The sequence below is a fragment of the Vibrio sp. MM46 genome, assembly GCF_027587135.1.
GTDB classification, from domain to species: Bacteria; Pseudomonadota; Gammaproteobacteria; order Enterobacterales; family Vibrionaceae; genus Vibrio; species Vibrio harveyi.
Genome location: NZ_JAPPTO010000005.1, coordinates 112,168 through 129,552, shown reverse-complemented (window position 1 = coordinate 129,552; position 17,385 = coordinate 112,168). Strand labels below are relative to the sequence as shown.

At 46.4% G+C, this 17,385-nt stretch carries 14 protein-coding genes; 3 read left to right on the top strand and 11 right to left on the bottom strand.

Translation table 11 applies throughout. The annotated features are described in order from the left end of the window. Positions 1–61: 61 nt before the first annotated feature. Positions 62–2,506 (bottom strand): collagenase, encoded by a 2,445-nt coding sequence (locus OH459_RS07670; RefSeq protein WP_269986277.1) that lies wholly within the window; start codon positions 2,504–2,506, stop codon positions 62–64. Positions 2,507–3,001: 495 nt separating this feature from the next. Between OH459_RS07670 and OH459_RS07665 the strand changes: the two genes are divergently transcribed. After that, a complete protein-coding gene (locus tag OH459_RS07665) occupies positions 3,002–3,496 on the top strand; it encodes a beta/gamma crystallin-related protein (protein WP_009703515.1) in 495 nt (164 codons plus the stop codon). 74 nt (positions 3,497–3,570) lie between these two features. Here the strand turns inward: OH459_RS07665 and OH459_RS07660 are convergent, their stop codons facing one another. From OH459_RS07660 to OH459_RS07640, 5 genes are all read right to left on the bottom strand, one after another. Then, positions 3,571–4,830 carry a sensor histidine kinase gene (locus tag OH459_RS07660; protein ID WP_269986273.1) on the bottom strand — a complete coding sequence of 420 codons (1,260 nt, stop codon included), beginning with the start codon at positions 4,828–4,830 and terminating at the stop codon, positions 3,571–3,573. Then, on the bottom strand, positions 4,827–5,516 hold the full coding sequence (locus tag OH459_RS07655; protein WP_017818034.1) for a response regulator transcription factor: 690 nt from the start codon (positions 5,514–5,516) through the stop codon (positions 4,827–4,829). Before OH459_RS07655 ends, OH459_RS07660 begins: the two co-directional genes overlap by 4 nt. A 53-nt stretch (positions 5,517–5,569) precedes the next feature. Beyond that, positions 5,570–6,067: a winged helix-turn-helix domain-containing protein gene (locus OH459_RS07650; RefSeq protein ID WP_269986271.1), complete on the bottom strand. Its 498-nt coding sequence runs from the start codon at positions 6,065–6,067 to the stop codon at positions 5,570–5,572. 200 nt (positions 6,068–6,267) lie between these two features. Further along, positions 6,268–9,357, bottom strand: a complete 3,090-nt coding sequence (locus OH459_RS07645) for a multidrug efflux RND transporter permease subunit (protein ID WP_269986270.1) — start codon at positions 9,355–9,357, stop codon at positions 6,268–6,270. A gap of 5 nt (positions 9,358–9,362) precedes the next feature. Next, positions 9,363–10,502: an efflux RND transporter periplasmic adaptor subunit gene (locus OH459_RS07640; protein WP_258455523.1), complete on the bottom strand. Its 1,140-nt coding sequence runs from the start codon at positions 10,500–10,502 to the stop codon at positions 9,363–9,365. A 224-nt stretch (positions 10,503–10,726) separates the two neighbouring features. Here OH459_RS07640 and OH459_RS07635 point away from each other — a divergent pair, with 224 nt between their 5' ends. Then, a complete protein-coding gene (locus OH459_RS07635) occupies positions 10,727–11,155 on the top strand; it encodes a hypothetical protein (RefSeq protein WP_269986269.1) in 429 nt (142 codons plus the stop codon). A gap of 9 nt (positions 11,156–11,164) precedes the next feature. Further along, the gene (locus tag OH459_RS07630; protein ID WP_104028419.1) at positions 11,165–11,839 is read left to right on the top strand and encodes a Crp/Fnr family transcriptional regulator; all 675 of its coding nucleotides are present in this window, start codon (positions 11,165–11,167) and stop codon (positions 11,837–11,839) included. Between the two features lie 72 nt (positions 11,840–11,911). On the opposite strand, the gene tsgA is transcribed toward OH459_RS07630, so the two are convergent. From tsgA to OH459_RS07605, 5 genes are all read right to left on the bottom strand, one after another. Beyond that, positions 11,912–13,078 (bottom strand): MFS transporter TsgA, encoded by a 1,167-nt coding sequence (gene tsgA, locus OH459_RS07625; protein WP_269986267.1) that lies wholly within the window; start codon positions 13,076–13,078, stop codon positions 11,912–11,914. An 87-nt stretch (positions 13,079–13,165) separates the two neighbouring features. Next, the gene (gene deoD, locus OH459_RS07620) at positions 13,166–13,876 is read right to left on the bottom strand and encodes a purine-nucleoside phosphorylase (protein ID WP_370445480.1); all 711 of its coding nucleotides are present in this window, start codon (positions 13,874–13,876) and stop codon (positions 13,166–13,168) included. A gap of 221 nt (positions 13,877–14,097) precedes the next feature. Continuing rightward, positions 14,098–14,946: an ABC transporter permease gene (locus OH459_RS07615; RefSeq protein WP_269986265.1), complete on the bottom strand. Its 849-nt coding sequence runs from the start codon at positions 14,944–14,946 to the stop codon at positions 14,098–14,100. A gap of 2 nt (positions 14,947–14,948) precedes the next feature. Then, complete coding sequence (locus OH459_RS07610; RefSeq protein ID WP_269986263.1) at positions 14,949–16,229, bottom strand: ABC transporter permease; 1,281 nt, start codon at positions 16,227–16,229, stop codon at positions 14,949–14,951. After that, positions 16,226–17,365, bottom strand: coding sequence for an ABC transporter ATP-binding protein (locus OH459_RS07605; protein WP_269986261.1), 1,140 nt, complete (start codon positions 17,363–17,365; stop codon positions 16,226–16,228). Before OH459_RS07605 ends, OH459_RS07610 begins: the two co-directional genes overlap by 4 nt. Between the last annotated feature and the right edge of the window lie 20 nt (positions 17,366–17,385).

The following is a 17,385-nucleotide window of genomic DNA, read 5'->3' as shown; positions in this document are numbered from 1 at the left end:
CTGGGCGTTTCATTTTCTGTTGTTACTAGGACCAGTTGATCTTAATTAACAGAAACAATGTTTACTGACGACAACCTGAGGTATCAAAGTCCACTACAATCGCGGCATTTTCAAACTCACCAGAGACTTTAACGTACCCCCAGTAATTGCGCTGATTGGACAAGGTAATACACTCGGCATTACCCGCATTGTCTGACCACGCATGGTGATTTGAACCGTTTGGCCAACCATCATTGCTGTACTCAATTTTCAGGTCGCCTACCCCATTTGCCGTGGTGATTGCCATACTGGTGTGCTCATTGACCGCTGGGATACTCAACCAAATGGTTTGTTGCGTCGCCAAACACGCCGCTTGTCCCGCAGTTAAGCGTCCACCACTGATTTTACTTTGCACTGCACAATCTTGTGGTAGCGCATCAGAACCGCCCTGCGCCGTAATAGTAAGACTGTGTGTCGTGCTTGCGGTTAGCCCATCATTATCAGTCACGGTTAAGCTGATCGTGTACTGCCCTTCACTGCCATATTGGTGCGACGGCTGGGTTTGTGTGCTGGTCGTGCCATCACCGAAATCCCACAAGACGCTGACGATCTTCCCGTTTGCATCCGTGCTGTTTTCACTGCTAAATGTAATGCTTTCACCGACTTTACCCTCACTGTTTGCGGTTATGACTGCATTAGGAGCATCACCAGAAACAAGAGCTTGTTGCCACTGTTCAAACTCGCTCTGGTATAAGATTGCCCACTGATTGATGGTTGCTTTGTAATTTGCCCAATTACCCTGACGAGTTTCTATCAGCATTTGATTTACGTCGTCTTTATGTCGCTCAAACATGAATCGAACCGCCAAGTAACCCCAGCGATAAATTCTATCGACATCAAAACCATCATAACTGGTCTCAAAGATCTCGCTGAGCGTAAACGTTGACCCATCTTTAATAGTATCTATCGCAGCTTGGTTATCGTTCTCCTTCGACACATATTCGGCAATGCCCTCACTCCACCACACGATTCTTTCAGTTGGATGACCGAAGCCACCATAAAGGTCAAATCGTCCATCAAGGTAATGAACGTACTCGTGCTCTAGGTTCCACACAAAGTGATCTGGGTTGGCGTAAGGCGCTTCATAAGCAACAAAATTAGGGATGTTCCCCGGCGTTGCTGGATCGCCCTCAAGGTACATTCCTCCATTGTTGGTACTGATGTTAAAAATCGGTCCAGCGTATTTGCCGTAGTCATCGCTTGAATCAAAGATATTGACCTGCAATTGCGTGTTGTAGTCATCCGCAACAGGTTGTCTTCCTGTCTCAAGTGAAGTGTGGAAATACCCTTCTTCGTACCCCATCTTCGAACAAGCCGCGACGTGCTGCTCTTGCGTCATGTTCTGCGACAAAATACGAATGGTAGGACTACATGTGTACGATTGAGAAAGCACCAAACCTTTCAACTGGGACTCAAAGTTACAAATTCCATAGTCACTACAATCCGCGTAATAAGAGACCGTATCGGCAGCACCAAGCCATATGGCATCGCCTCTACCGTACATCTCGTATTGAGCAAAGATCTCGGTCAGTTTGCTTTTCACTGTACTGGAAGCAGTACCGGAATATTTGGTTAATCGTCCTAACTCACGACCAGCATTCGCTGCCATAAACTCATCACTAGAACCGATAGCTGACGAGCGCAGTGCAAAATCCCCTAGTGCTTTAACAAGCTCAGTCTGATTACCGATGGTTTGCACAAATTGCTCATTCCACTGACCACCAAACAAAATGGTAAATACGCCATTCACTGCATTACGCATGTACCAGTTCTGAGCGTATTGACTGTCCCAGCGAGTGAGCCACTGCGTAACCTGTGGTAGATAGGCATGCTGGAGCCCTGCACTGTCCATAGTGATAATGACTTCGCTGAGCACCTTGCCATGTGGGTCACTGTTCTCATAGAAGTTCGCATTGTTAACGAAGGCATCGACGGCTTCTTTTACTGCAGGGGTCACCCAAGAAAGAAACGAGACCTTGCTGTTGTAAAACTCAGCGTAATAACCTGCTCGCAAATACAGGAACAAAGCTTCAAGCTCATCACTGCCGCCCCCAGCGTAGGCTTTCGCTAAATTGGTCGTGTGCTTTGCAATGTTGTACATGTGCCCAGATTCGAACGCCGCTTCTTGTATTCGACTCTCGGCTGAGAAAAGCGCATTAACACAACTTGCTCCTTGGGTTTTGATTGCGTTGAGCACATCATTGCTACTGTTCGAAGTGAAAGCTTCTACATCACACACGTTTACTGCCTGCTCCGCAGACCGAGTAGAAAGGGTACGAAGGGTCGGTTTCGGTTGTGGGGGAAGCAGCTTAGTTGGTGCATAATCTGGCAACGCTCTATCATTACCGTTTTGATGAGCGTGATGTTGATATATTTCTGTGACTTGCTGCGATGGCTCACTTAAAGCAAGCGCATTCGTACTAGCAAAGAAGGTCGCTATCGCGACGGTGAGATTTTTTAGTTCCATCTTTATTCTTCTATATGATGAGTTCCTTAAATGCCGTTACCACTTAGGCATCACCATTTACTCTTCTCACGACAAAGAGCACTCTCATATAAAGCGCCTTGAGCTTTAAAAGAAACAATTCATTAACAATCAAACGCTTTGGTCTCAGTTTCTAGTACTCAATCTGCCAGAAGACGAACTTTATAAAATTCACTTGCTTGATAAGGATTTCTCACCTATTGCGCTTTTTCACCAGGATCACTTAACGACGTGACTTACCATAAATGGTTTCACTTTCGTTGAGCTTTCTGGCTGCCTTTCTTCCCTCTCAGAAATGCACTTGTCAATAAATCGCCGAAATAATGAGCAACAACATACGCTTGTGTAATTTTAAGGTGAATTTTCAAGCCATAACGCTCCGTTCTCATTACCTAAAAACAAAGTTGTGGTATTCATTCTGCGATTATTTGATCGACTTAAATTAGGATTATCAATATGACTTTGGTTAAGAGATTTATGTTAGGAACATTGCTGTTTTTACCGTCGCTTAGCTATGGCGGTGATTTTGTTTACGTTTGCTCTCTAAAACCTTTTATGGATACATTTTCTCAAGCAGGTCGAACTGAAGCAGAGGCAAGACAAAACGTACGAAGCAGTTGTGAAAAGCAATATGGGGAAGGCAGTATCTTTTGTAAAACGTCTGATGCGAAATGCGAAGGCTCCTCTCTTCGTGGCAGTAGTGATAGTGATGTGAATGATAATGCGTCAGCCGTGATTTATCAGTATCGACACCAAACAGGTCCATCACTGATGCTTAGCCATGACATTTCCGACCTCAGTATGTACAAATTCGATGACAAAATGAGCTCGTTTTCTATCCCTCGCGGATGGCGTGTCCGTTTTTATGTCGATAAAAACTTCCGAGGTGATTACTACACCCGCGATCATGGCTCATACAATGCCGATGGCTTTGAAGATAAGATCAGTTCAATCAAGATCATTTCTCGTTAAGCTTCCACGTTTGTGCTTTGCTTAAAACAGCCCCTCGGTAAATCGAGGGGTTGTATTATCAAAAAGCGTCGAACTTAACTTGGAAGAAAATCAATAAAGACATCATGACCATTATCAATGGCTCTGTTTTTATACAGCCAATTGTTCTGCTTGATGATTCGTTCAGTCAATTCAAGCCCTAAGCCAAAACCGAGATTGTTCTCTTCTGCATCTTGAGTTGCACTTTGATTGAATATCACCACCGAGCTGCCCTCTTGCTTTACTTGCACAAAACCATCTGCCGTGTGTTGGAAAGCGTTGCGAACCAGATTGGTGCAAACCATTCGCGCTAACGGTTCAACCAATAACACTTGTTGTCGATCAGTAATAATATCGACGGTTACTTGCTTGCCTTGCAGCAAATAGGACAATTCATCAATGATTTGGGCTAATAAATCTCCCAACACCACTTCTTTGGCAGGGATTTGAGGCGCGTTACCTCGGTTGAGCCACAGTATTGCTTCTGTTAAGTCGGTCATCGTCGCATTTGCACGCGATATCCGTCTGAGCACCTCCTGTTGTTTTTCCACCTCAACTTGCTTTTCACACATCTTCTTTAGCAGTTCGGTATTGGTTTTGGTGACCGCAATAGGTGTTCTCAGCTCATGACTCGCGTAGGCAAGAAATTTCTTCTCACGCTCAACACTTTGCTGCACTGACTCCATGCTTGATTTAACGATATTCGCCAGCACGTTGAGCTCGCTGTAGTGAAAATCTGGAATAGGCTGACTAAGCTGATCCGTCGTCATGTTCTTTGCCCAATTCTTTAACTGTTCAACAGGTGTTGTGACCTTGCGAAAGATGATGATCAAAACCAAATAGAACAGCAATATCGCCACCAACGCGGTAGAAAAAATAATGAAGAAGTGAGGAAATTCATCATCAACGGGGAACTGCTCAGTGCTGTCGTAGAAAGACACTGAGACATATTTCAGCATGCCATTATGCTGCACTTTCATCGCAAACAATGCCATTTTGGGTGGCGAGAAGATCGAACCATCAACAAAATAGTTGGTAAGTGTATTCGTTTCCAAGCTATCACGAGGAATATTCTCACGCACATCTTGGGGCAGATCGCGCCAACGTGAAGCAATGGTAAAGTCGCTGATTTTTACTGGTTCTCCTGGCTGGGTCTCTATAGAGATCGCGTGAGAGAACATCGAGTCTCTTAGTGCGATGTCCATGCCGGAGAAAAAATAGTGCATCGTTAAAATGGACAACACCACAATGGTCGTAATGCCTGTGAGTAATACTGCAAAGAAACTGTATAAACGGATACTGGGTCTGATCTTCACGACACATCTCCTTCTGAGATAACAAAGCCTTGCTTCACCACGGTCTTGATGAGCTTTTTCTGGTGCCCTTGGTCGACGCGCTGACGCAGGTTAAACATGTGAACTTTAAGGCTGTTGCTGTCGGGCTGTTCTTCACCCCAAATTTTGTACATCAACTGCTCACGAGTGACAGGATTAGGGCTCTCACGCATCAGCACTTCTAATATCTTAAAAGAAATCGGAGACAGTAAAACGGACTGCCCTGCTCGATTCACAGTCTTCTTTTGTACATCGATGGTCAGATCGGCAATGGTTAACTTGGTGTTTTGCGCACTACGTCGTTTAGATAAGGCAATAGTTCGGGCAATCAACTCTTCCATCGCAAAAGGTTTGATAAGGTAGTCATCTGCCCCGCGCGAAAATCCCGCAAGTTTGTCGCTCAGCGAGTCTAATGCTGTGAGCATGATGATTGGCGTTTCCAACCCTTGTTCTCGCAGTTTTTCACATACATCTAAGCCGTTCATTCTTGGCAAATTGATATCCAAAATGATCACGTCATAGTCGGTTTTTTCAATCATCTGCAAGCATGCCACGCCGTTCGCCACATGGTCGCAATGGATGTCTTCCAAGGCGAGATAGTCAATCACAGCGCTCGCAAGGTCGTGATCATCCTCTACGATGAGAAGCTGTAAGTGATTGGATGACATGAAATCCCCTTAAATGTTGTTTAGTTGGTGGAATGAACGCTTTGGACTGTGTTTTACCATATCGCAAAAGCGTCCCTAATTTTACTTAACCAACTTTTGGTATTTTGATAAAACTCGACCGCATAAGTGGTCTCTTCACGATGCAAAGAAGGCATCTCGATTTGTGTTTGCTGTTTAAGGCTCTCTTCAACAATGAGCTTGTCTGGAGGCAAACACTCGACAGAAGCGATGAAACGGTAACCGCACTTAGGCACAGTAAGAATATACTCAGACTTTTGACGATTGTCGCACAAGGTCCTTCTTAGCGTTGCAATGGCTTGGGTCAAACTCGCTTCAGTGACTTTAACGTCATTATCCGTCCAAATTCTATCAAACAGAATTTGCCTCGATAGAGTTTGGTTTGGGTGTTCAATCATCATACCAAGTAACTGATTGCTGTTTTTGCCAAGCACTTTTGTCTCTTCTTCTTGCTCGGTATCCACAATGGTGCCATCAAGAAAAGAGTAAACAAATCGACTACCGATAAGAACCGTCACGCTACCACTCTCCATGCTCGTTATTATTTTCGCTTTTTTCGAGAGTGGATACTAAAAAGGGTCAGGTTAAGGTTGGGTTAAGACGACCCTAACTGAACGCAAAAAGGGGCGAATTCACTCGCCCCTATTATTTTTGAATCGCCTAGCGTAGTAATGCCTTGTTAGACAAGAGCTTACTGTGGCATCGCTCCTACTTGGCTAACCATTGACGCAACTTAACGCTTAGTTTTGGTTAGCTTGTTCACAAACACAAAGAAGGTCGGCACAAACAACAAGGCTAATAACGTCCCTGATACCATGCCACCAAATACGCCTGTACCAAGTGAGTTCTGTATCTCTGAGCTTGCCCCACTTGCGAACATCAGTGGCACAATACCAAAGGTAAATGCCAGAGAGGTCATCAAGATTGGTCGTAATCTCAATTTCGCCGCTAGAATTGCCGCTTCAGCAACCGATAATCCCAGCTTGCGTTGTTGGTTGGCAAACTCAACAATCAATATCGCGTTTTTAGCCGATAAACCGATCAGAGCAATTAACCCCACTTTAAAGAACATATCATTTTGCAGCCCACTTAATGATACCGCCCACGCAGAGCCCAATAGCCCAAGCGGTGCGACCAAGACAACCGCAATCGGTATGGTCCAGCTCTCATATAACGCGGCAAGCACTAAAAACACCACTAGCAAAGAGAACAGCAACAAGATCTCCACTTCAGATTCTGCCTGGCGTTCTTGTTTAGACAAGTTGGTCCATTCAATACTCACGCTGTCATCGACTTGGCTAGCGACTTCTAACACTGCGTTCATTACCTGTCCGGAGCTGTAGCCCTGAGCCGCCATCGCAGAAGTGTCCGCCGCTTGCATACCATTATATCGAGTTAGCTGTTGCGGCATGGACTGCCAATCGGCTTTGATCAGCTCAGATAAGTAGACCAATTTTCCACTGCTGTTTTTCACCGCAATGCCCAAAACATCTTCGATGTTCATGCGGTATTTCTGGTCCGCCTGCACAATCACCTTCTGCATCCGCCCATGGTTTGGAAAATCATTGACGTAGTTTGACCCCATAGCGGTGCTCAGAGTTTCGCTAATGTCAGAGAACGAAACACCCAACGTCATTGCCTTTTCACGGTCAATATCTAACGCCAGCCCTACCGTATAAGGAGTCGCGTTATAAAACAGCCCTGTCACTTCTGGTCGAGCCGTCAATGCTTGGTTGAACTTCTGTTTCAGTTGCTCAAAATCGGCTGCACTTCTATTTGCTCGGTCTTGCAGTTGAAAGCTAACACCATTAGTTGCGCCCAACCCTTGGATTGCAGGAGGTAAAGCCGCAAACACCACACCGTCATTAGAGTGCTCACTCATGTACGCGTTAAATGCATTGGCAATGTCCGCACTCGAACGCTCACGCTTATCCCACTCGACTAAGTCTGTAATCATGAGTGCAGAGCCGGAGCCGGAACCCGCAAAACTAAAGCCTAAGACTACGTTGGAAGCGCGCACCTCTGGCTGAGCTAATAGGAACTTTTCAGCAATCGAAACCACTTCTAAGGTTCTTTCTCGGCTCGCATCGGCTGGCAGTTGGATCGACGAAAAGAAGTAACCTTGATCTTCTTCTGGGAAGAAAGTGCTGTTGAGTTGCTGGAACATGTACACCGCACCCACCGATAACACGAGGTAAATCCCCATCATGCGCATCGTTTTATTGGTTGTCTTCGCCACCAACGAGCCATAACGCTGGGTGGAGGATTCAATCGCGCGGTTAAACCAACCCAATAAACCCGTACGCTTGTGCGCATCTTCCTTAATGGGTTTTAACATGGTCGCACACAGCGCTGGCGTCAGGGTTAGCGCCAAAAATGCAGAGAACAAAATCGCAACAGCGATCGACAGCGCAAACTGCTGATAGATTTGCCCAGATGTCCCCGAAGCGAAAGAGATTGGCACAAACACCGCCACCATGACCGCCGTTACCCCAATTACGGCACCGGAGATTTCTTTCATCGCTTTTTTAGTCGCTTCTAAAGGCGATAGTCCTTCTTTTGCCATCAAGCGTTCGACGTTTTCCACCACAATGATCGCATCATCCACAATGATACCGATCGATAGAACAATCCCGAACATAGTGAAAACATTAATCGAAAAGCCCATCAACTTCATGATCACGAACGCACCGCACAAGGCTATCGGTGCGACAATGGCGGGGATAAAGGTGTAAGTAAATCGCTGCAAAAATAGGTACATCACGATAAACACCAAGATCATCGCTTCAACCAACGTCTTAACCACTTTCTGAATGGAGATTTTCGCAAATGGTGCTGCATCACCCGACGCCATGTAGTCGATGTCTTCAGGAAAGGTTTTCTTGAGCTCCTTCATCCGCGCATGAATGCGGTTCGACGTCGCCACCGCATTCGCGCCTGACATCATCTTAATCCCGATACTTGCCGACGATTTGCTATTGATGCGACTGCCAAAGTTATAGCTTTCTTGCCCCAATTCAACGCGCGCCACATCTTTAAGTCGCAGTTGTTTACCATCAGTCGAAGAGCGCAAAATGATGTTCTCAAACTCTTTGACGTTTTTGAGCTGTCCCGACGCGGTCAACGGCGTTACGGTTTTCTGCCCTACTTTTGCAGGCTCTTGTCCTACTTGCCCCGAAGCGATTTGTACGTTTTGCGCGCTGATGGCGCCCGTCACGTCAGACATGGTAAGGTCATAAGAAACTAGCTTTTGTGGATCGACCCATATACGCATCGCGTGCTCGGCAGAGTAAACCGTCACTTTACCAACCCCAGGTATACGCTTGATTTCATCGGTCACATTGCGCGCTAAAAAGTCACTCAATGCCCCTTCTGTCATCTTGCCTGATTTGGAGTACACGCTTAAATACATCAGATCGGAGCTTGAACTCGACTCAACATTCAAACCACTTTGTCTTACGTCTTGAGGTAAACGAGGCTCAACGGTTTTTATTTTGTTCTGCACCGCAATTTGCGCCAGTTCAGGGTCAGTCCCGTAGGCAAACTTCACGCTGATCTGCCCATTACCAGTCGAATCTGAGCTGGATGTAAACGACTCAATGCCATCAGTACCAAACAACTCACGTTCGATGATCGAAATAACGGTGTCATTGATGGTTTCCGGCGAGGCTCCTTGGTAGCTAAAAAAGACGTCAACCTGAGGCTGACTCACCGACGGAAATCGCTCCACTGCGAGCTGCGTAATCGACACTAAACCCAAAAGCGTAATAAGGATGCCGATCACCCACGCAAAGATGGGGCGGCGAATAAAAAAGTGCGACATAGTGATTACCCATTCAACTGCTTAGTATTGTCGTGCCATTCCATTGTTTCGATACTGGTACCGGGAAAAGCGTTCTCACCACCAACGACCACCACTTGCTCTCCTTCATTGACACCACTGGTCACTAAGGTCATGCCGCCAGTATTACCATCGGTCGTTACAAGCCGTTCTTCCAATTGCCCATTTTTCACCACCAACAAGTAAGCCTCGCCCGTCGATTTGTGTTTCACGGCTAAATTGGGGATAGCAAAAGCCTCAACTTCGCCAACGGGGATCTGTGCTCGTACAAATTGCCCAACCAATAATCCGCGTGATGTGTTATCTACGACGGCACGTAATGTCACGTTGCTGGTTTCTTCATCCACATACACAGCGGAATAGACCACCTTACCGGAGAGGATGTGACCGCTGGGCGATATCACTTTTAAGCTGCGATCAGATTGATGGATGTCATCGGTTAAGCGAGAAGCCATAGACGCCGGCACTTGAACATCGAGATACACTTGATCAACCTTACGAATCACCGCTAGCGGCGACGAGTCACTCGGCTTGACCAATGCACCTTCAGTGATCAGCTCTTCACCTATCACACCGTCAATTGGAGCGGTTACGACGGTACGCTCTAAATCGAGTTTGGCTTTATTAAGCTGCGCTTTGCGGCTCATCCATTGCCCTTTCGCTGTACCAACACTAAAACGCGCATCATCTAAGTTCTGCTGACTTGCAAAATCAGTCTCACTGAGCTTTTTCAATCGCTCATATTGCGCTTGTGCTTTTTTATAAGCGTTTTCAGCTTCAACCACGTTAGCACGCTGGGTTTCGACTTCAATTTGGTAGGAGTCAGCATCGATTTGATATAAGGGTGTGCCTTTCTTCACAAAGTCCCCTTGGGTGAATAACCTTGCTTCGATGATCCCCTCGACTTGAGGGCGTATTTGCGCAATTTTGATGGGATTTACGCGCCCTTGCACTTGCTCATACAACGCCGTAGTCGTGGATTTGGCAACAACAGTAGAGAGTTTTACAACCTGAGCAAATGCTGCCGGACCTTCTTGACTAGCTTCTTCAGAAGCGGAAGATGGATTGCACCCTGTAGTTATAAGAGCGGCGGCAATCATCACCGCAACCAAAGACTTTCTGTACATGTTTCTTTCTCACAATCAGATGACACGTTTTCGTCACTTAACTTGAATTCGCTCCCAAGGACGGAGCAGTGTGAAAACGGAAACTAGCAGCGGCTTGGTTAAGACAGGGTTAAGAGACCAAGCAATATCACGCAATAACGTAAAGAGGGCGACATGCATGTGACTTTTCGAATACCTTAAACGCAGTTACACTACGCCCTCTTTTCCTTTTCTGACGCATTCCCATGACTGACGCTGATATCGAGCTGCAACACCTTTGGTTAGAAGTCCAAGCTGAGCGCTGGCAGAACCTGTCACGCTTTTTGTTTAGCTATTACTGCTATAAGCACAACCTCGTGAGTAAAACCAATAAAGTGTGCTGGGAAACTGCACGTGCTTCACTACCTTGTTCTAAGACAATTACCGAGCGCAAACATGCGGTTATCGAACCATTGATACCGGAAGATACGGTCGTTGGACTATTAAAAACCATCAGTAAAGATGGCGACATGAGCTTTGAAATAATGATGAGCACACTCGACACATTTTTGCGCTATGTTGTGATCAGCAAACAAGAAAAAACCCAGCTTAAACCCAACATGCCAGCAAGTTGGTATCAGCAAGAGAGCAAGCCATTAATGGCACGTTTTGAGCTCGCAGGAATTGTCATTTAAGGTACGTCGATGCAATTACAAACCCTAGGTAAAGGACGCTTTGAGGCGCAATGGAGTGAAGATAAGCATCTCATCGAAAAAACGATCCGAGATTGCATCTGTACGCGCCGAATTTTTGATGAAAACGAAAAGCTCCTCACCCAAGGTGAGCATGTCGAAAACCTATATCTGGTAGATTCCGGTCGTATCTCCATGGGCGTTACAGCAAGAAACGGCAAAACGTTTCTGCTTGGCACGCTTGAGTGTGAACAACAGGTCTTTGGTGAGATGGAGTTCTTTACTGGCTACCGCTGCCAAATGGACATTGTTCCTGTAGAACCGGTTGAAGTTGCGATTATTGACGCGCAAAAGCTGCAAAAATGCTTGTTAGAACAGCCTCGACTGTCGCTTTACTTTGCTAGCGCCATCGCGATTGATTACCAAGATACGGTGGAAATTCTTTCTCGCCGGTTACTTTACCCAATTACCTATAACGTGGCGTACGACATTTATCATCAGTATCTAAATGACCTGCCAGTGGATGGGTTCCAAAAGAACTATTTGGAAGCGGAGCGATTTGCCACCTCAGATCGTGTGTATCGCCGCGCAGTGAAAGAACTTGAAAGCAAAGGGTTCATTGCTAAAGAAAAGAAAGGGTTACGTATTCTCGACTTAGAAGGACTGCGTAATTTTGTTGAAGAATAGCTGAGTTCTTCACTTATAAACGAGAAAAGGTCTGCACTGTGCAGACCTTTTTGTTCTCTTACTTAATTTCATTTAAGCGGTTTGCGTTTGCTCTACTGTCTTAAACTTCATTGAAATCACCAGCATTGCGACGACTACTGCGTAGATAACTGGGATGGCGTACATCACGGTTTGCAGACCAACCACGCTTTCCATTACTGAACTGATAGCTGGGCTGAACATCGCGCCCGCACTGCCGCTGATTAAGATGTAAGACACGTTCTTACTGGTTGCGTTGCGCACAAACGATACACCGTAAGCGATGAAAGCATTGTAAAGCGCTGCACAAGCAAAGCCGTAACCGTAAGTCAGGTATGACAACCATTCTAGTTTATCCGTAGTAACGATAACGCTGGTGATCACCATAGCAACAGAGATAATCGTCAGTAGAAAAGTTTGAATCTTCATGCGCGAAACAATCACAGTAGAAACCAACGCGCCAACCAGAGCCGCAGACCAGTATTGAGTGATGATGTTACCCGCTTGCTCAAATGGGATATCAAACTTCTCTTTCACGAACATTGGTGCCCAAGTTAGGAAGGTGTATAACGCAAGCATACCTAGGAACAAACCTACGCCACCGCTGATGATGCCGAAGTTCCATTCAGATTTTGCTTCTTGTTCAGAGCCGCTTTCGCCACCACATTGGTTAAAGTTGGTTAGTAAGGCAACAAACATGGTTGCCAACGCCACAACGCCCACACTTAGGTAACTGATGCTCCAGTTCATTGCGTTCGTCAGCGCGTAAGTGGTGATCAATGGGAAGACGACGCCAGCAATGTTAAAGGTCGCGTCTTGTACCACCAGCATGGTGCTTTGAATTTTGTCTTTCCATACCGATACAACGATAGTACCCGCGATACAAAGACCGACACCGCCACAGAAACCAATCACAGTCATGCCAAGCATTACGATAAACAGAGAAGGCGCGACATATAGACTCAGTGCCGCAGCGGCAATCGCACCGTAACACAATACGGTCATGCGTTTGATGCCGACTTTTTCAATCAAAAAGAAAGCCGCGATAGTACCGGCAAGTGCGCCGCCGTTTAATAGCGAGAAAATCGATGCGACTTCGTTAACGTTCGCATCAAAGGTGTTGGCAAGCGGTTCAACCAACATACCAAATTGGGTCGCAAAACCCGCCATGATGAAGTTGGCGAGAAAGCTAATTGCGGTGAGTGTTATTTTATTTTTCATAATTCACTCCAAGGGCTCATGAGATAGATGTTCTTAGTATTAGAGAGAGCCAGCGAGCCAGCTCTCAAAGAAAACTTAATTGTAGGGTTAAGCTTTAATCGCAGTTTCTAGCGCAATTTCAATCATGTTGTTGAAAGAAAGCTGACGCTCTTCTGCTGTGGTTTCTTCGCCAGTAATGCAGTGATCAGATACGGTCAAAATCGCCAGCGATTCAATGCCGAATTGGTGTGCCAAGCCATACAAACCCGCCACTTCCATATCCACACCAAGCACGCCAAAGCGCTCTAGGGCTGGGATCATGTCTTCATCCGGATCGTAGTAAAGATCGCCTGTGAAGATGTTACCCACTTTGACATCAATGCCCTTCTCTTTCGCAGACATGTAAGCGTTGTGCAGCAATTCAAACGTTGCAGACGTTGCCATATGGTAGCCACTGCTGCGCTTAGCATTCGTCGGTGAATCTGTGCCTGCCGCTTGGGCTAAGATAACGTCACGCATGTGAACGTCTTTTTGTGTCGCGCCGATGCTGCCGATTCGGATGATGCGTTTCACACCAAAGTCATTAATCAGTTCGTGACCGTAAAGCACCATTGATGGAATGCCCATGCCGTGCCCCATAACTGAAATGCGCTGACCTTTGTAATAACCGGTGTAACCCAGCATGTTACGAATGTCCGTAACCAGTTTGGCGTCATCTAGGTAGGTTTCAGCGATGTATTTCGCGCGTAGCGGATCGCCCGGCATGATAACAGTTGAAGCAAAATCCTCTGCAGAACCTGCGATATGAGCAGTCATAATGTTTTCCTCGTTCGTTCTGATGGCGCAATCATAATGAGGAAGCAGGACAAAGTTTCAGGACAAAAGTCCGGTTTGAAAGTACGAGCTCTCATAACTGAGCAAAGCGTCAGGATTCAACGAAAAAAGCGCCCACAAGTAGGCGCATTCGGTCAAAAAAGTGAGTAATTCTTTGCAGAGAAAGCTCAGGGTAACCGCAAAATGGCTTGTTGCTTTAACCAGATTTATTCTTGAATGCCACGGATACGCACGTTTCGTCTGCGTAGTATTTCTAGCGTAACGAGCAGGCACACCGACATAAAAATCAACAGTGTCGCGACGGCGAGTATGGTCGGGCTGATTTGCTCGCGAATGCCCGACCACATTTGCCTTGGTACGGTTTTTTGCTCCGCCCCCGTTAAGAACAACGCGACCACCACTTCATCAAACGAAGTGCCGAAAGCAAACAAGCCACCGGAGATCATACCCGGACGTATTAGAGGAAACGTTACATGTCTGAAGGTATATACTGGATTAGCTCCAAGGCTAGCAGCGGCTTTAACTAAGCTGTGGTCAAAACCACTCAGTGTTGCCGTTACCGTGATCACCACAAACGGTGTACCAAGTGCAGCGTGAGCCAAAATGATGCCGATGTATGTTTGGGACAGTCCTAAGCGCGTATAAAAGAAATACATTGCTGCCGCCGAGATGATCACCGGAACAATCATTGGCGAGATCAGTAGCGCCATAATGGCATTGCGAAACGGCAAATTACTGCTGGCTAACCCTAGTGCCGCTAATGTGCCAAGCGTTGTGGCAATCAAAGTCGCCATCAAAGCGATAAAGGTACTGTTTTTGAGCGCTAACAACCACTGCTCGTTAGTGAACATCTCTTGATACCAACGCACTGAATATGCCTCGGGATCGAGATTCAGCATGCCCTCAGTAAAGGTAAAATAAGGTGTGGCATTAAACGATAGAGGAATGATGGTTAGAATCGGTGCGATAAGGAAAAACAGCACCAAGCCGCAAAAAACCAAATACCCAGCGTAGGCAATTCTCTCGCCTTTGGATGCATAATTCGGCAAACCCATGATTACCCTCCTACCTTGATATTATTAATGCCCACGACGCGGTTGAACACATAAAACAGCGCTAACACCACAAACAACAATAGACCGCCTAAAGCCCCCGCCATGCCCCAGTTCAACGAGGTTTGCATGTGATAAGCAATCATGTTGGAAATCATCTGTCCGCTTCGTCCGCCAACCAATGCCGGTGTGATGTAAAAACCGATGGAAAGAATGAAGGTCAGCAACGCGCCAGCACCAATACCGGGTAATGTCAACGGCATATAAACTTTGGTAAACGCCACCAAAGGCGTGGCACCGAGTGAACGAGCCGCGCGGAAGTAAGTCGGACTAATGCCCTTCATCACGCTGTAGAGCGGTAAAATCATAAACGGCAAAAGAATGTGAACCATCGATACCACGGTGCCAAACGTATTGTGGATCATTTGAATCCGTTCCGACGTCAAGCCAGACCAAATCAGTAAGTCGTTAATCACACCTTGGTTTTGCAACAACACAATCCAAGACGTAGTCCGGACAAGTAGCGAAGTCCAAAATGGCAAAAGAACAACGATCAACAAAAGGTTTGCGCGCTTGTCTGGTAAGTTTGATAACAAGTACGCTACGGGGTATGCCATTACCAAGCAAATGAGCGTGATTAAGACCGACATCCAAAAGGTTTTAAAGAAAAGGTCGACGTAGATCTGGCGTTTTTCTGGTTGCGCTTCAATTTCACCAAACTCATTCACTTGCATGTCTAATGCCGCTAAATAGTGGCTCAATGTAATGGCACCACTGAGGTTCTTAAACGCCGCCCAATACTTAGTTTCTGCCCAGCGCTTATCTAGCTTAGACAACTCTGTAATCGATGTTGGCAATGACTCAAGACGAGATAGCTTTCTTCCGGTTTTCATCATTAAGCTGCGCATTCCGGAAACTGCAATATTCATGCGATTGGCGATTTTTGGCAGCGTTTTACTTTGATACAAACCCAATAGCTCATGAGAAAACGCAGTGATCACTTCTGGGTGCGGCTGACCTCGATAGTCCCAACTTTCTAGCGCTTGAATAGTGTCTGGTAATGCTTGTGGTATGGCTCGATTGTCGACACTGCGATACAGCATTTCTAAGATGGGAAACGCAAAGGTGAGCAAAATGAAACACACCAAGGGCACAGTAAGCATGATCGAGCGAGTGGTTTTTCTCCGTTCTGCTTTTTGCAGCTGAGCTTTGAGATCGTGTTCTTGCTCATGAACTTGGCGCTCGATTTCCAATACCGAGTCCAACGAGGTTAGCTCTCGACTCATGCTGCCTCCTCATTACATTCCGTTTGCAGTTGAGATTGAGGCTGTGAGCAATCAAGGGCGTGACAATCTTCACTTTGCCAGCCGATACGGCATTGTGCGCCGGGAGTAAGTGAGAGATGGGTGCGATTGTCATTTGGTACTTTGACGACGAGTTTACCCACCGTCTCAACGTCAACCACTAAGCGATAATGGTCACCATGGTAAATCAGCTCACGTAAAATACCGGAAACTTGGTTATCACACTGCTCGCCATCAGACTGAAGGATGATTTTTTCCGGTCGAATCGAAAGCGTGGTGCGCTGCCCTCGCTCTGTGACTCTTACCGGTTTCGCATTGAATGCCGCTTTCCCTACCTGCACTTGGCAACAAGTATCATCTAACGTGTTTACAATACCGGTAAGTTGATTGTTCTCGCCAATAAACTGCGCCACAAACGCATTGCTTGGCGATTCGTACAACTCAGTTGGCGGCGCTAATTGCTGCACTTCACCATGATTAAAGACCGCAATGCGATCAGACATCGTGAGCGCTTCATCTTGATCGTGCGTCACGTACAAAATGGTGATGCCAAGCTTTTCGTGAAGATGCTTTATTTCCATCTGCATTTGCTCACGAAGCTGCTTATCCAACGCACCCAACGGCTCATCCATCAACACAAGTTTTGGCTCGAACACTAAGGCTCTGGCGAGTGCAACGCGCTGTTGCTGACCGCCAGATAACTGTTTAGGGTAACGACTGGCAACGTGCCCTAGTTCCACCATGTCTAATGCGCTTTGCACTTTACTCTCGATGGTTCCACTGTCGAGCTTGCGTACCTTTAACGGAAAGGCAAGGTTTTCAGCAATGGTCATATGGGGAAAGAGCGCGTAGTTTTGAAATACCATGCCGATGTCTCGCTTATGCGGAGCAAGGTTATTCACTGGCACGCCATCAATGTAAATTTCGCCGCCAGTGGCAGTTTCAAACCCTGCCAGCATCATTAAACACGTGGTTTTCCCCGACCCGGAAGGTCCAAGCATGGTGACAAACTCACCGGGGGCAATATCTAAGTTAAAATCTTTTACAACCAAGTTGGTGCCATCGTAGGTTTTCTTAACGTGTTGAAAGCTGACATAGTCCTTGTTCGCCGAATTCATGGCTTCCCTCCTCTCACTTT

Excerpts from the sequence above, each read along its gene's own strand:
- OH459_RS07670 (WP_269986277.1), bottom strand. The coding sequence starts at position 2,506 with ATGGAACTAAAAAATCTCACCGTCGCGATAGCGACCTTCTTTGCTAGT.
- OH459_RS07665 (WP_009703515.1), top strand. The coding sequence starts at position 3,002 with ATGTTAGGAACATTGCTGTTTTTACCGTCGCTTAGCTATGGCGGTGAT.
- OH459_RS07655 (WP_017818034.1), bottom strand. The coding sequence starts at position 5,516 with ATGTCATCCAATCACTTACAGCTTCTCATCGTAGAGGATGATCACGAC.
- OH459_RS07650 (WP_269986271.1), bottom strand. The coding sequence starts at position 6,067 with ATGGAGAGTGGTAGCGTGACGGTTCTTATCGGTAGTCGATTTGTTTAC.
- OH459_RS07645 (WP_269986270.1), bottom strand. The coding sequence starts at position 9,357 with ATGTCGCACTTTTTTATTCGCCGCCCCATCTTTGCGTGGGTGATCGGC.
- OH459_RS07640 (WP_258455523.1), bottom strand. The coding sequence starts at position 10,502 with ATGTACAGAAAGTCTTTGGTTGCGGTGATGATTGCCGCCGCTCTTATA.
- OH459_RS07635 (WP_269986269.1), top strand. The coding sequence starts at position 10,727 with ATGACTGACGCTGATATCGAGCTGCAACACCTTTGGTTAGAAGTCCAA.
- OH459_RS07630 (WP_104028419.1), top strand. The coding sequence starts at position 11,165 with ATGCAATTACAAACCCTAGGTAAAGGACGCTTTGAGGCGCAATGGAGT.
- tsgA (WP_269986267.1), bottom strand. The coding sequence starts at position 13,078 with ATGAAAAATAAAATAACACTCACCGCAATTAGCTTTCTCGCCAACTTC.
- OH459_RS07615 (WP_269986265.1), bottom strand. The coding sequence starts at position 14,946 with ATGGGTTTGCCGAATTATGCATCCAAAGGCGAGAGAATTGCCTACGCT.
- OH459_RS07610 (WP_269986263.1), bottom strand. The coding sequence starts at position 16,229 with ATGAGTCGAGAGCTAACCTCGTTGGACTCGGTATTGGAAATCGAGCGC.
- OH459_RS07605 (WP_269986261.1), bottom strand. The coding sequence starts at position 17,365 with ATGAATTCGGCGAACAAGGACTATGTCAGCTTTCAACACGTTAAGAAA.